Genomic DNA, 14,357 nt, shown 5'->3' with positions numbered 1-14,357 from the left:
GCTCCACGCCTGCAGGTCCCCCGCCGACCTGCGCGCGCTTTCGCGGCGGTGTTGATGTGCGGTCGTCAGGCGCGGTCGTCGGCTAACCCTGCCGTCGCAGCGCGAGCTGTGTGAGTTCGTCTATGTCGAACTCGGACCGGCCCGGTGAGCCGTAGCGGGTGATCTTGCCGCGGCTCACCCACTTGCGGATCGTCGCCTCGGACACGCCCGCGGCGAGTGCGGCCACCTTGGTGGGCACCAGCCGGTGGCGGGGCGGTCTCGTCATGCGTCGACCGCCTTCCGCCGCCGCTCGACGAGCGGTCGCAGGGTGATCCATTCGTGCACCTCCCAGGTGTGTCCCGACGAACACCGGATGCTTCTCCCGTCCTTGTTCCCCACGGGCGACGGCGTGGTGATCCTTCCGGTGCAGTCGGGCACCACACATTCCCAGGTGGGCGCGTGACGTTCACCGGGTTCCGGGTCGATCGTGCGCAGCAGCTCCACCCGGACGTCATTGATCTCGTCCGCGAATTCATCCGCAGGCGGCTGCCCGACGAGCCAATCCAAATGGTGCAGCAGGAATGTCGCCAAGGTCGGAACCGAGCGCGTCGGAGCCGCTCCGCCCAGCTCGTCGGCCACGAACTCGGCCCATGACTGGAGAATGGCAAGGATGTTGTGGCGTGCGTCGAGGGCGGACATGTTCAGGTGATCCCTGCTCCGGCTCCCGGACACTCGCGTGTGGTGCATGCGCCTGGCCACGGGTGAAACCTGGTGCAGACTCTCCTGGTAGAGACCGGGGAGCGCGCGCAGATTGCCCTCCAGCTGACGAATGCGCGAGGCGCACAGGACAGATTCGAACTCCATTCGGTCTCCCTAGCTGAGGTGGCTTTCCCGGCGCCCGTCACGGATGACGTGAACGGCCCATGTGAATTTCACCAGTCGCAGTCGAGTCGATGAGCCGTGCGAAGAGCGAGAGGTCGTGGAAAGGGATTCAGGCATGGCTCGGCGAGCGGCGCGCCATTGCCCGACGGGCAAGACGTGTCGCGCACTTTCCCTGCCCCCGGCTGCGCCCGTTCAATTCCGGCCCGGGCGCACAGCGAGGCTTCCACGGCCCAGATCGGGGTGTCAACGCGCACCATTCGCAGTCGATCGCCTCTAAAGGGAACTTCAGATTCAGGACCACGTGCACGCCCCGTCAGCCGAACCCGAGGAGATACCTGTGACTCCGGATGCGACCACCGGCACCGGCCACGACGACGTCGGCCGCGCCCGCCGCACCAGCACCGATCTGCTTCGCCGCGTCGAGGACACGCTGCGCACGCTGCTCGCGGGCGAACGCGACGCGTGGGCCGAGGTGCACGAACAAGCGGTCGTCCCCATCGAGGCGCTGTCCGAGCTGATCGCATCGGGCGGCAAGCGGATCCGGCCCGCCTTCTGCGTCACCGGCTATCTCGCCGCCGGCGGCGACCCCGACGACCCCGGGATCGTGGCAGCCGGCGCGGCCCTGGAGATGCTGCACCTGTCCGCCCTCGTCCACGACGACGTGCTCGACGACTCCAGCCGGCGGCGCGGAGTGCCGACCGTCCACACACAGCACGCGGCGCTGCACGACAGCCGCGGATGGCAGGGCGAGTCACGCCGCTACGGCGAGGGCGTGGCCATACTCGTCGGTGACCTCGCGCTCGTCTACTCCGAGGAGCTGATGGCGAAGGCACCGGCGTCGGTGCTCCCGGAGTGGAACCGGCTGCGCTCCGAAGTGATGATCGGCCAGTACCTGGACGTCCACGCGGCCACGGAGTTCTCCGTCGACCCCCGAAGCTCCCGCCTGATCGCCAGGATCAAGTCCGGCCGGTACACCATCCACCGGCCCCTCGTGGTCGGCGCGAACGCGGCGGGCCGGGGCGACCTCGCCCCCGCCTTCGAGGAGTACGGCGAGGCGGTCGGCGAGGCGTTCCAGCTCCGCGACGACCTGCTGGACGCCTTCGGCGACTCCGCGGACACCGGCAAGCCCACCGGCCTCGACTTCACCCAGCACAAGATGACGCTGCTGCTGGGCTGGGCGATGCAGCGCGACGAGCACATCCACCGCCTGATCACGCAGCCGGGCCACACACCCGACGAGCTGCGCCGCCGTCTCGTGGACACAGGGGTTCCCGCCGACGTCGAACAGCACATCGCCGACCTCGTCGAGCGCGGCTGCAAGGCCATCGCCGACGCGCCCGTCGATCAGGTGTGGCGCGAGGAACTGGTGGACATGGCCGTACGGGTCGCCTACCGCAACGCCTGACAGACCCGCCCGTGCGGACCGTGCGGGTCGTCCCCGCGGCCGCTCCACAGCCTCGCTTTACCGGCGCTCCAGCACGGCCGCCGATACTCGGCAGGAGCATCGCGCGGGGCCCTGCTCCACATGTCGATCCGAAGGGACTGCTGTGTCCAACCCCGAAGCCGTACTCGCCCGGATGCGCGAGTACATGGTGGGACCCACCCGGTTCATGACCCTCCACGCCTGCTTCGAGCTCGGCATCGTCGAGGCGCTGCGCAAGGAGGCCGGCCTGACCGCGGCCGAACTCGGCGCGGCCGTCGGCGCGAAGCCCGACGCCGTGGAGCAGTTGCTGCATCTGCTGGTGAAGGAGGGCTTCGTCGCCCAGGACGAGGCGACCGGCCGCTACTCCCTCGACGCGCTCGCGGACGTCGCCGAGACCGACCTCGAGCGCGTACTGACCTTCATGGGCATGATCAAGACGGGCATGCTGCGGCAGTTGTACTACCTCGCCGACAGCGTCTCGACCGGCAGTGTGGTCGGCCTGAAGGAGCTGTACGGCTTCGAGGGCACGATGTTCGAGGCGGCGGCCGAGGTCGCGGACGTGCGCGCGGCGTGGGGCCCGCTGGCCAAGAACGAGACCGCCGCCGTCTATCCGTGGTTCTTCCGCAGCTTCGACGTCCCGGCCGGGGCGCGGGTGCTCGACGTGCAGGGTGGCAACGGACTCGGGGCGATCATGACCTGTCAGCTGAAGGGGTCGCCCGGTCTGCGGGTGACCGCCTTCGACCGGCCCGCCCTGGAGGCCGAGTGCCTGCGGAACTTCGAGGCGCAGGGGGTGGCGGAGCAGTGCTCGTTCGTCGGCGGTGACGTCATGGAGTCCCTCCCGGGCGGATTCGACGTCGTGCTGCTCAAGCACTTCGTCGACATGCACGACAAGGACGAGGTCCTCACCATCCTCAAGAACGCCCACCGAGCGCTGGAGCCCGGCGGGCAGATCGTCGTCCTCGCGCCCGTGTACCCCGAGGACATCAGGGACACGGACGACTACCAGGCCGACTTCTTCCCCGCCTACATCCTCGGCTGCGTAGTGGGGCGCGGCGGTCTGCAGAAGCTCTCCACCTATCGGAGCTGGCTGGAGGAGTGCGGGTTCGAGGTCACGAAGGTGAGCGCCAAGGATCCCGCCGACATTCCGGCGGACGCCATCATCAACCGCGTGGTCATCAGCGCGACGAAGCGGGGCTGACACCGGCGCCCGGCGGGCTGTGCGAACCGCCGGGCGTCCGCGGGGCCTCAGGCGGGGTAGAGGTCGAACGTCGAGCTGTGCCGGGAGCCGGCGACGACGTCCAGCCGGGGATCGACGACCAGCATCGCCTGGTGCAACCGCGGTACCCGAGGCGAGGGTTCGACCCCCAGCCCCTCGATCAGCCGGATGCGCAGCCTGCGGTAGACATCGAGGGCCGACGCCTGCCGCCCCGATCGGTACAGCGCCACCATGGCCTGTGAGTGCAGACCCTCGTGCTCGGGATGGCGCACCGTCAGTTCCATGAGTTCCGGGATGAGTTCCGTGTGCCGGTCGAGTCGCAGATCGGCGTCGATCCTCCGCTCGACCGTGACGAGGCGGCTCTCCTCCAGACGTACGACCTCAATCTTCAGGACCGGCCCGACCCGTCCCCTGCCGACCTGTCCGGCGTGGCCGGATCATTTCGGTGCCGTGTACGACGACCAGTGTCGTCCGCGGGACTTGAGCGGGGCTGTTCGACGGCTTGGGGCCTTCAGAGGGTCTCGTCCCGGGCGGCGACGCCGTGCTCGCCGCGTGCCATCCGGTAGCCGAGCTGGAAGCGGTGCTGGGCGCCGTACTGCTCGCGCAGGGAGGCGATGTGGCCCTGCACGGAACGCAGGCTCATGCCGAGGCGGCGCGCGATCGCCTTGTCCGAACGGCCCTCGACCAGCAGTGCCTTGATGGCCTGACGCACATCGGGTACCACCTCGCGAGCGGCGTCCGCCGCGCGTACCGGGCGGAACGGGAACCGTTCGGCCCGCACCCAGGCCGTGTCGAAGACACCTCTGAGGAACGCGATGACGGCACCGTCCCGGATCAGCACCGCGCTGTGCGGGTGTTCGGCACCGGGGACGAAGGCCACCTCGCCGTCGACGACGATCAGCCGGTCGAAGAACTCCGGGAGCGTGCGCACCTCCACGCCGCCGTGCTCCATGATCTGCTGCACGTACTTCTTCGCGGGCTCGGAGAACCGGGCGCTGTGCTGGAAGAGCGTCCGCATGGCGACTCCGCGTGCCAGCGGGGCGCGGACCGCCGCACGGATCCAGTCCAGGGCGGCGCCGGGATGCGGTTCGTCGGGCTGGGCCGTGAGGATCTCGCGCTTCGCCCGCCACAGCACGGCGGTGATCGCCTCCTGCACGGCCGCCGGCCCTTCCAGGTACCGGCTGCGCCCGGGCGCCTCGGCGGCGGCGCCTTCGGCGAGGAGCAGCCGGTCGGCGGCCTCGGTGGCGTACCGCTCGAGGCTGCTGAGCGTGTCGGCGATCCGCAGCACGGACTCCAGAGGCGACTCGGTGGGGGACAGGGTGTCCCGCGGCGCCTGTTTGCTGCCTGTGCTCATGACGTCACCCTTTCCATGGACTCGACCTGGGCACGGAGCCGGGCGAGGCGGAGGACGCACTGCGTTCCCGCGCCGGCCCGACGGAGCCGCCGTACGACGAGCGGTGTGAGGCCCGCTCTCCACACCGCCCGGTGTCCCCGGCACTCCTGCGGCGCGCGCCACGGACGGCGGTGCCTCGCTCGACCACGTTCCGGCCACCGAGGGCCGGGCGGGCGGCCGTCCGGCCGAGGACGGCGCCGCGGCCACGGGCGAGGCTAGCTGCGCGGCGGCCCGCCCCATGCCCTCCTCACGGGACCGGCACCGCCGTATCAGATCCTTGGGGAACGCCCCGGAAGCCGCAACCACGGACGCCGGTCACCTCAGCGATGCTGGACCCATGCTCCAGTGACGATGCGTCAAATCACTCTCAAGATCGGCCTGTTGCAAGGGGGCCGCGAGCGCTGCTCGGGGGTGGGGCATCCCGGGAAGTGGCGCGCGCGAGTGCCTTGACCAGTTCACCGACGCCCGGGTCGCGCAGCGCCCCGTAGTGGTCGGTCTCCAACTGGACGATGGTGGGCGGCCGCACCGTACGGCCCGGTGTGCGTTCGACGAAGGAGGGTTCGTCGTCCCGTGCCCGGAACACCGTCACGGGCGCCGAGACCCGGCGTGCGGCCGGGGGGACGTGATCGTAGGTGAACCCGTACGTACGGCAGACGACGGCCACCACGCGGCGGACCAGCCCGGGATCGAGCTGCGGGAAGTGCTGGTCGACGAACTGGGCGAAGCTCTCCGCGTCCACGGACCGGCGCAGGCACTCCCGCAGGGCCGGGCCACGGAGCGACCCGGCGAAGACGGACAGGAGGAGGGTGGTGAAGACCGGATCGGCGAAGTCGGCCACCGCCCTGCCCGCAGCCGCCCGAGGCGCACCCGGAACCCGCGGTGATCCCGGTGCCAGCAGGAACAACCGCTCCACCCGCTCGCCCGACTGCTCCAGCTGCCACGCCGACTCGAAGGCGACCCGCGCGCCGAAGGAGTAGCCCCACAGCGTGTAAGGCCCCTCCGGCTGGACGCGCCGCAGCGCCGCGACATCGGCGGCGGCCATCTCCTCGATGGTCGCCAGCGGAGTCTCGCCCTCGTTGACGCCGTGCGCCTGGATGCCGTGGACGGGCCGCTCGCCGGGCGCACGGGCGGCGAGCAGCCGCAGGTTCATCGTGACACCGCCGAGTCCCGGCCAGCAGAACACGGGCCGCCCGCCGCCCTCGGACCGCAGCGGGGTGATCCGGGAGGCGGCCACGGCCGTTCTCGCGCCCACCGCCTCGGCCAGCTTCGCCACCGTGGGCGCCTCGAACATCAGCTGCAGCGGCATCGCGCAGCCGAACGCCTCATTGATGCGCTTGACCAGGGAGAGCGCCATCAGCGAATTCCCGCCGAGCTGGAAGAAGTCGTCGTGCACGGAGACGAAGTCCCGCTTCATGACCGACTTCCACAGACCGCTCAGCCGTGCCTCGATCGGGTTGCGCGGCTCCACCACGGGAAGGGACCGGGCCGCCGCCGCGTCGACGTACCCTTCGAGAGCCCTGGTGTCGAGCTTGCCGTTGGGGGTGTGCGGCAGCTCGGGCACCACCAGAATCCGGCTGGGCAGCATGAACTCGGGCAGGGACGACATCAGATCGTCCCTGATCAGCTCCTGCGGTCCCTTCATGTGCACCTGGTCCTCGTACATGCCCTCGTGACGCAGCTGGGCGTCGCTGACCGTGCCGCCGACGCAGAAGTACGAGGGCCCGGTGGGGCGCCCGCACTCCCCGAGGATCGCCGCCATGCGCCGGGCGGCGGGCAGGTCGTCCCCGGCCCGCGAGCTGTAACCGGCGGGCATGAAGCCCAGGTTGCCGGAGTTCATCATCAGGTGCTGCAGCGCGCGGCCGAGGTCCATATGGCTCAACCGCTCCCTGCCCTGCTCGGCGGCGCGGCCGACGAGCGTGATGCCGAATCCGGACCGGTCGTACACGGCCTGGTTGACGGCGATCACATGCCGCTTGAGGACCAGCTCGTCGCTGATCCGGCACAGCCGGCCGTCCTGGTACAGATACTGGCCGCCGGGCAGTCCGGCCTCGCTGCCCGGATGGATCTGCACATAGACGTCGAGGGAGCGCTGCGCGGGTGGCTGCGCGTGCGCCGCCGTCCAGGGCACCAGCTCGAAGGAGCCCAGGTAGTGGTCGTCCCGGCCGCAGCCCAGCGGCCGTGTCACACCCGCGTCGTACGCCGCCTCCGCAAGAGCGAGGCCATGGGCCGGCAGCACTTCGTCGAACAGCCCGGCCATGTGCCCGGCCTCGATCTCCAGGACCTCCTGGATGTTCTTCTTGTACACCGGCTCGATCGCCGATCTGCGGCCGACGAGGTGTACCCGCGCCCCCGGGCGGGCGGCCGCCCCGAGAGGGTGGACCAGCACCAGCTCGTGCCGGACCGGGTGGTAGTAGTAGCAACCCGCCGCCAGGTCCGCGATCCCGGAGAGCTCCAGGTACAGCTGGGCCGCATAGAGGGATCCGGGAGAGGCGTACGCGTACTTGGGGAGCAGCCGTTCCTCGCTGAGGTGCTGGCCGAAGTCGCGGAGAATCGTGCCGAGTTCGTGCCGGGTCAGCTCCTCGGGGCGCCGCGGACCGACCCCCTCCGTGCGCCGCCCGATCGCCGCCAGCACGTCCGCGACCGCCAGCGGGCCACCCTCGTAGAAGCGGTAGGTCTTGCGGGCGAAGGCCCGGCGCCGCTGCTCGGCGTCGGCGGTGGCGCCGGGCAGACGTACGGTGGGCCGCCCGGCCAGATCGGCCGCGTCCCGTACCCCCGGGCTCGACAGCTGGGCCCTGACCTGGAGCCTGGACGACTTGGACACATGGTGTCCGCCGAACTCGCCCTGGTCCATCAAGGCGGCCTCCCGGGGGCTGAGTTCGATGCACGCCACCAGGCTCTGGGCCTCGGTGAGCGGATCGGTGCGCAGCAGCACGGCGGCGTTCTTCACCCAGTCGTGGGCCTCGATGGCCAGGCGTATCTCGTCCAGCTCGATCCGGAACCCGCGCAGCTTGACCTGGTTGTCGGCCCGGCCCACGAACTGGGCGGTGCCATCGGGGTTCCAGTGGGCCAGGTCGCCGGTGCGGTACAGCCGGCCGTGGCCGGGCCCGTCCTCCGAGGGACCCCGCGGCGCCGCCGGATTCGGCCGGAAGCGGTCTGCGGTGAGCTGGGGCCGGTGCAGATAGCCGCGCGCCAACTGGACGCCGCTGATGTGCAGTTCGCCCGTCTCACCGGCCGCCACCGCACGGCCCTCGGCGTCCAGGATGTGATAGCGCAGTCCGGCCACGGGCGTGCCGATCGGCAGGGTCTCGGGGCCCTCGTCGAGGGCGGCGGGGTCGACGGTGTACGCCGAGGTGTTGATGGTGCACTCGGTCGGGCCGTACAGATTGACCAGGGCCGCCCCCGGCAGCGTCCGGGTCAGCTTCCTCGCGAGGGTCCGGGACAGCGCCTCGCCACCGCTGAAGAGGTGGGTGAGCGTGGTGCAGCGGTCGAGTTCGTCGGAGTCGACCAGGGCCTGAAGGAGCGTCGGCACACCTTGCAAGGTCGTGACGGCATGGCGGACGACGGCCTCGATGACGCGCGGGGGATCCCGATGGATGCCGCCGGAGCCGACCACGACCCGGCTTCCGACGGCGCAGGCCAGGACCTCCCACTGGGCGGCGTCGAAACTGATGGGGGTCTTCTGCAGCACGGTCTTGTCCGCGTCCAGCGCGAAGGCGTCGGCGAGCCAGCCCATCTGGTGCGCGATGGAGCGGTGCTCGATCGCCACGCCCTTGGGCCTCCCGGTGCTGCCCGAGGTGTAGATGACGTACGCCAGGTCCGAGGGGCGCGGACCGCCGGGCAGCTCGGCGGCATCCGCGCCGCGGCGGCCCTTCATGAACTCCGCGACGTCTTCGAGTGTGATGACGACGGTGTCCGCGGCGAGGAACTCCGTCAGCCGCTGCCGCAGGGATTCCTGCGTGAGGACCACGCCCATCCGGGCGTCCTCGGCGACATGGCGGATGCGTTCCTCCGGATAGTCGGGAGAGAGCGGAAGATAGGCGCCGCCGGAGCGTAGAACGCCCCAGGCGCCGATCACCAGATCCAGCGAGGGCTCGACGAAGAGCCCCACGCTGTCGTCCGCTCCGACGCCGAGATGGTGCAGGTTACGTGCCACGTCATCGGCCTGGTCGGCCAGTTCGCGAAAGGTGAGCGACTCGCCCTCGTGGACCACGGCTATGTCGCCGGGACGGTCACGAGCCTGAGCGTTCAGCAGATCAGGCAGACAGGTCCCGGCGGTCTCCTGGCTCTTCATCAACGCACCCCCGTACTCGGATGGTTCTTCGACCTCCGGCTCGAACGTACGGATTCAAGCCACGACCGGCGCCGCGAAGGACCCCCGCAATCGATGCAGTGCGGCAACCCGAACCATGGATCGCGTGGTCATCGCGCACCGGGAGCGGCAGATTCTGGACGAGCATGTGCCCATGGGGCACACCGAACCCATGGCATGTGCCGAGCCGAACCGATCCGGAGGACCCCGTGACCGAACTATCCACCGGCAGCGTCGTCGGCTCACTCGACGAACTCGTGGGCAACACCCCGATGCTGCGGCTGAGACTCGCCGGGCTGCCCGAGGACACACATGTGCTGGCCAAGCTGGAGGCGGCGAACCCGCTGTCCAGCATCAAAGACCGGGCCGCCCTGTTCATGCTGCGCGCTGCCGAGGAGGCCGGGACACTGCGGCCCGGCGGCACGATCATCGAGTCGACCTCCGGCAACACCGGTATCGCCCTGGCCGCGCTCGCCGCCGCCCGCGGCTACGGCTGCCGGATCGTGCTCCCCGACAACTCCTCGCGGGAACGCCTGCTGACGCTGCGCATGCTGGGCGCCGACGTCGAACTCACCGACCACGCCCTCGGCTTCGCCGGGTGCGTGGAGCGCGCGGAGGAACTCCACGCCGCGACCCCCGGGTCCTGGTACGCCGCCCAGCACGTGAACGCCGACAACGTACGGGCCCACTACGAGACGACGGGCCCGGAGATCTGGCGGGACACGGGCGGCCGAGTCGACTACCTGGTGTGCGGTGTCGGCACCGGCGGCACCCTGACCGGCATCGCACGCCGGCTCCGGGAGCACAACCCCGAACTGACGGTCGTGGCCGTCGAACCCGCGGGATCGCCCCTGCTGTCCGGCGGCGAGCCGGGACCGCACCGCATCCCCGGTCTGAACGGCGGATTCACCAGCCCGGTCACCGATGTCACGGTCATCGACGAGGTGATCGCCGTCGAGGACGAGGACGCCGCCGCCACGACCCGCGCCATCGCCGCCTCCACCGGACTGCTGGTCGGCGTCTCGTCGGGCGCCGCCGCGTACGGCTGCGTGGAACTCGCGCGCCGGCACGACCTGGCCGGTGCCACCGTCGTCACCGTCTTCCCGGACACCGGAGAGCGCTACCTCAGCTGGTGGCCCGCCGCTCAGGACGTCCCCGAGGCGCGGACCGGTGCCACGGCCGGCGCACGGACACCCGGCCCACACAGGAACGGAGCCCCACCGACCCATGAATCGTGAGCGTTCACTGCTGCTCGTCGGTGCCACCGACGAAACCGTGGCCAAGGCCAAGCGGCTGGGCCTGCACGTCCTGCTGCTGCAGCACCCCACCAAGATCAATGCCGAGCAGGAGCGTCTCGCCGATCACGTGGAGATCGTCGACTACACCCGCTGGGACCTGGTCGAGCCGCTGGCCGAGCGGCTCTGGGACAGTCCGGGCTTCGCCGCCGCCACCTCCATCACCGAGCCGGGCCTGGAGAACGCGGCCCGCATCAACGACCTGTTCGCCCTGGGCGGCACCGGCTACGCGGTGACCCGGCGCTTCCGTGACAAGGCCGTCATGCGCGCGCACCTGGCCGGACTCGACCCCGACGCAGTCCGCGCCCAGCCGCTGCGCGGGCGCGAGGACCTGGACGCCTTCGGCAAGCGCCACGGATACCCCTTCATCGTCAAGCCGACCGACGCCACCGCCAGTATCGGCGTGCACCGCCTCGACGGGCCCGCCGACGCCGACCGGGTCTGGGCCGAGGTGCGGCGGCTGTCGGGCACCCGCACGGACCGGGTGTCGACGCTGATGCTGCTGCAGGACTTCCTGATGGAGGAGTACGTCGACGGCCCCGAGTACAGCGTGGAGTCCTTCAGCTCCGGCGGACGCCACGTGGTCATCGCCGTCACCGAGAAGTTCACCGACCCCGCGCACTTCGCCGAACTGGGGCACGCGGTCCCCGCCCGGCTCGGCGCCGCGGTCGACGAACAGGTACGCACCTCCGTCATCGGATTCCTGGACCGGCTCGGCGTCAAGGACGGCGTCTGCCACACCGAGATCCGCATCGGTGCCCACGGCCCCCGCGTCATCGAGAGCCACAACCGGATCGCCGGCGACGCCATCACCGACCTGGTGCACAGCGTCTACGGCATCGACACCGTCACACTCGCCCTCGCCGCGCCCTTCGGCCTGGCCGAGCGGCTCCCCGATCGTCCGAAGGCGCACGGCGGGGCCGCCGTACGGTCCGTGGTGGGCCGGCCCGGCGACGTCGTGGACGCGGTGGACGGCGTGGCCGAGGCACAGGCCCTGGCGGACGTGCTCGCCGTGCGCATCAGCGCCAGGCCCGGGGAGACGGTACGTCCCCTGCGGGACAACTGGGACCGCCTCGGCCTGGTCGCCGTCACCGGCGAGGACACCACGGCCGCGATACGGCGCGGCGCCGAACTCGTCGGCGCCGTGGTGAAGGTGCGGCTGACGGGTGCCGACGGCCGGCCCGGCCTGGCAACGGCGGCACCGGTGAGCGACCGGACGGTGATCCCGGCATGAGCGTCCTGGTCCTGCACCGCAACCCCCTCGCCGCCTTCCCCTACCGGCAGTGGCTGAACGGCGATGCCCCCGGCCTCGACGGCCACGCCCCGTACCCCGGAGACCTCGTCGTCCTCGCCGCCCGCGACAAGATCGAGTCGGCCGGCGAGCGGCTTCCGGACGACACCGACCACGACTTCACCCACCTCGAACTCTTCGACACCCTCGATGACGACCGGGTGCCGGCCCGCGCGCTCGCCCTGGCCGAGAAGTACCGGATCACCCATGTCGTCGCCCACCACGAGGCGGATGTGGCCCTCGCCGCCCGGCTGCGCGAACGCCTCGGCCTCGACGGGGCGTGGAGCGCCGACATCATGCCGTTCCGCGACAAGGCCCTGATGAAGCGGCTGGCCCGCGGAGCCGGTGTCGAGGTCGCCCCGCACACCGTGCCGGGCACCGCCGAGCAGGCCCGCGCGTTCGCCGCACGGCACGGGTTCCCCGTGGTGCTCAAGGACCGGGCGGGCTACAACTCCATCGGTCTGAGCATCATCGCCGACCAGGACGAGCTGGAGCAGCGGCTCGCACGGGCCTACCGGGACGGCGCGCGGGACGACCTGCTCGTCGAGGCCTTCGTACCCGGACGGATGTGCCACGTCGACGGGCTGGTGGTGGACGGCCGTACCGTGGCCGCCTGGCCCTCCCAGTACCAGTACGACCTGGCCTCGTTCGGAACCGACCCCGGTCCGCGCGTCGACCTGACCCTGGACGTGGACGACCCGCTCACCCCGCGGCTGCTCCTGCTGATCGAGCGGACGCTGGCGGCCCTGAAGCCGGAGGGCTCCCGGCTGCGCACCCACGCCTTCCACGCGGAGGTCTTCCACACGCCCGACGACCGACTCGTGCTGTGCGAGATCGCGGCCCGGTCGGGCGGCGCCAAGATCCGGGAGGTCTTCGAGGTCCTCTTCGGGATCCAGCTCGCCGTGCAGGTGACCCGCGCGGAGGCCGGCCTGCCGCTGCCCGCTCTGGAGGGCGCCGTCGACGAGCGCGGGCGCTTGCGTCCTCGCTGCATGTCGGGGCAGGTGCTCACGATGAAGCGGCCCGGCCTGGTGCGCTCGTTGCCCGCGGCCCCGGACGAGGAGTGGGTGAAGGGCTTCTGGCTCTTCGCCGAGGAGGGGCAGGTGATCGCCCCGGCCTCGGGCTCCGCCGACTTCCTCACGGCGGCGGTGGGCTCGGCCCCGACCCGCCTCGCGTGCGAGCGCGCACTGCGCGCCCTCGGCGCCCGGATCGTCACGCAGACGCAGATCGTGCCGCTGCCCGGGAACGGGTACGGCACCCCGGTGCGGCCCGCGGCGCCCGACGGACGGACGGAGGCGTCATGAGGCAGAAACGGTCGTCCGTCCGCTTCAAGTACATGGCGGGCATGATCGTGGACGCGACCGGCAGCGGCATGTACGTGCCGCTGTCGCTCCTCTACTTCCACCACGTCACCGGGCTGCCGCTCACCGAGGTCGGCGCCATCGTCACGACCGCCTCGGTGATCGGGCTGGTGAGCAACCCGGTCTCCGGCGTCCTCATCGACCGCTTCGGCGCCCGTGCCGTCCTGGTCTGCGGATACCTGCTGCGCGCCGCGGCGTTCTGCGTCTATCCCTTCGTCGACAACGCCGCGGCCATGTTCGCGGTGGTGCTGCCCGTCGCCCTCGGCGACACCTCCTACCCACCGGCCATCCAGTCCTTCGTGGCGGAGATCGTGCAGGGCGCCGACCGGGACAAGCTGCTCGCCCTGCAACGCAGCCTGCGCAACGCCGGGATGGGCCTGGGCGGCCTCCTCGCGGGCGCGGCCCTCGCCCTCGACGACTCCGGGTTCTACGTCGTCGTACTCGGTGCCGCCGCCGGCTACGTGCTCGCGGCATCGCTGCTCAGCACGATCCGCGTCGGCGCGTCGGCGCGGCCGGCCGGCGGCCGGGTCTCCCGCAGGGGCGGCTACCGGATGGTGGCGCGCAACCGCCCGTTTCTGGGCCTGACGCTCCTGAACATCCCGACGGCCTTCGCGTACATGGTGCTGTCCGTGGCCCTGCCGGTGTACCTCACCCGTGAACTGGACGCGCCCGTCTCGCTGGTGGGCATCGTGTACGCGGTCAACACGGTCGGCATCGCCCTGCTGCAGATCCCGGTCACCCGGCACCTGGTCACGTACCGCAGAACGCGGGCGGTGGCGCTCGGCGCGGGCATCTTCGCGCTGTCCTTCGTCACGTTCGCGGTGCTCGGCAGCCTGTCGACCGGGGCGGCACTGATCGCCGGTGTCTTCGTCGCGACCGCCATGTTCACCGTGGGCGAGCTGCTGCACGGCGCCACCGCCTCCGCGCTGGTGGCCCAGGCCGCGCCCGAGGAGACACGCGGCCGCCACCTCGCGGTCTACCAGCTGTCGTGGGCGGTGCCCATCGCCCTGGCGCCGACCGTGCTCACGGCGCTGCTGTCGCTGTCGGCCACCGGGATGTGGCTGCTCCTCGCGGCGGGCACGGCGGGTTCCGCGCTGGGCGTGCTGCGCCTTGAGCGCAGGCTGCCACGGGCCGCGGTGCATCCGGAACCGCCCGGGGCCGTACCAGACGTGTCCGAATCCAGGTCCACCAGAGAGGTTGCGTGACCCCAT

Annotated in this window: 10 protein-coding genes and 1 pseudogene; 6 read left to right on the top strand and 5 right to left on the bottom strand. The window is 71.2% G+C overall.

All coding sequences use genetic code 11. The annotated features are described in order from the left end of the window. Positions 1 to 82 precede the first annotated feature (82 nt). Positions 83 to 265, bottom strand: a complete 183-nt coding sequence (locus tag AQI95_RS13900) for a hypothetical protein (RefSeq protein WP_067122168.1) — start codon at positions 263 to 265, stop codon at positions 83 to 85. Then, positions 262 to 843 carry a hypothetical protein gene (locus AQI95_RS13895; protein ID WP_067122166.1) on the bottom strand — a complete coding sequence of 194 codons (582 nt, stop codon included), beginning with the start codon at positions 841 to 843 and terminating at the stop codon, positions 262 to 264. The genes AQI95_RS13900 and AQI95_RS13895 overlap by 4 nt, the downstream gene beginning before the upstream one ends. Positions 844 to 1,198: 355 nt before the next feature. On the opposite strand from AQI95_RS13895, the gene AQI95_RS13890 reads away from it, so the two are divergent. Together AQI95_RS13890 and AQI95_RS13885 are read left to right on the top strand one after the other, a co-directional pair. Continuing rightward, a complete protein-coding gene (locus AQI95_RS13890) occupies positions 1,199 to 2,266 on the top strand; it encodes a polyprenyl synthetase family protein (RefSeq protein ID WP_067122164.1) in 1,068 nt (355 codons plus the stop codon). A 142-nt stretch (positions 2,267 to 2,408) separates the two neighbouring features. Beyond that, positions 2,409 to 3,482 (top strand): methyltransferase, encoded by a 1,074-nt coding sequence (locus AQI95_RS13885; protein ID WP_244188736.1) that lies wholly within the window; start codon positions 2,409 to 2,411, stop codon positions 3,480 to 3,482. 47 nt (positions 3,483 to 3,529) lie between these two features. Here AQI95_RS13885 and AQI95_RS13880 read toward each other — a convergent pair. The 3 genes and pseudogenes from AQI95_RS13880 to AQI95_RS13870 all read right to left on the bottom strand — a co-directional run. Continuing rightward, a pseudogene (locus tag AQI95_RS13880) lies at positions 3,530 to 3,907 on the bottom strand (AfsR/SARP family transcriptional regulator); the annotation flags it as partial. 104 nt (positions 3,908 to 4,011) lie between these two features. Further along, entirely contained in the window at positions 4,012 to 4,854 is an 843-nt protein-coding gene (locus AQI95_RS13875; RefSeq protein WP_067122161.1) for a hypothetical protein, read from the bottom strand. A gap of 406 nt (positions 4,855 to 5,260) precedes the next feature. Then, positions 5,261 to 9,184 carry a non-ribosomal peptide synthetase family protein gene (locus tag AQI95_RS13870; protein ID WP_244188735.1) on the bottom strand — a complete coding sequence of 1,308 codons (3,924 nt, stop codon included), beginning with the start codon at positions 9,182 to 9,184 and terminating at the stop codon, positions 5,261 to 5,263. 227 nt (positions 9,185 to 9,411) lie between these two features. Here AQI95_RS13870 and AQI95_RS13865 point away from each other — a divergent pair, with 227 nt between their 5' ends. The 4 genes from AQI95_RS13865 to AQI95_RS13850 are packed head-to-tail and all read left to right on the top strand — an operon-like array spanning position 9,412 to position 14,351. Further along, complete coding sequence (locus tag AQI95_RS13865; RefSeq protein WP_244188734.1) at positions 9,412 to 10,440, top strand: PLP-dependent cysteine synthase family protein; 1,029 nt, start codon at positions 9,412 to 9,414, stop codon at positions 10,438 to 10,440. After that, positions 10,430 to 11,731: an ATP-grasp domain-containing protein gene (locus AQI95_RS13860; protein WP_067122155.1), complete on the top strand. Its 1,302-nt coding sequence runs from the start codon at positions 10,430 to 10,432 to the stop codon at positions 11,729 to 11,731. Before AQI95_RS13865 ends, AQI95_RS13860 begins: the two co-directional genes overlap by 11 nt. Further along, positions 11,728 to 13,089, top strand: coding sequence for an ATP-grasp domain-containing protein (locus tag AQI95_RS13855; protein ID WP_079071243.1), 1,362 nt, complete (start codon positions 11,728 to 11,730; stop codon positions 13,087 to 13,089). Before AQI95_RS13860 ends, AQI95_RS13855 begins: the two co-directional genes overlap by 4 nt. Continuing rightward, positions 13,086 to 14,351 carry an MFS transporter gene (locus AQI95_RS13850; RefSeq protein WP_067122152.1) on the top strand — a complete coding sequence of 422 codons (1,266 nt, stop codon included), beginning with the start codon at positions 13,086 to 13,088 and terminating at the stop codon, positions 14,349 to 14,351. Before AQI95_RS13855 ends, AQI95_RS13850 begins: the two co-directional genes overlap by 4 nt. Positions 14,352 to 14,357: the final 6 nt, after the last annotated feature.

Origin of the sequence: Streptomyces yokosukanensis (assembly GCF_001514035.1) — a bacterium.
Classification (GTDB): Bacteria; Actinomycetota; Actinomycetes; order Streptomycetales; family Streptomycetaceae; genus Streptomyces; species Streptomyces yokosukanensis.
Note: the sequence above shows the minus strand (reverse complement) of the source record. Positions and strands in the feature narration are given on the sequence as shown.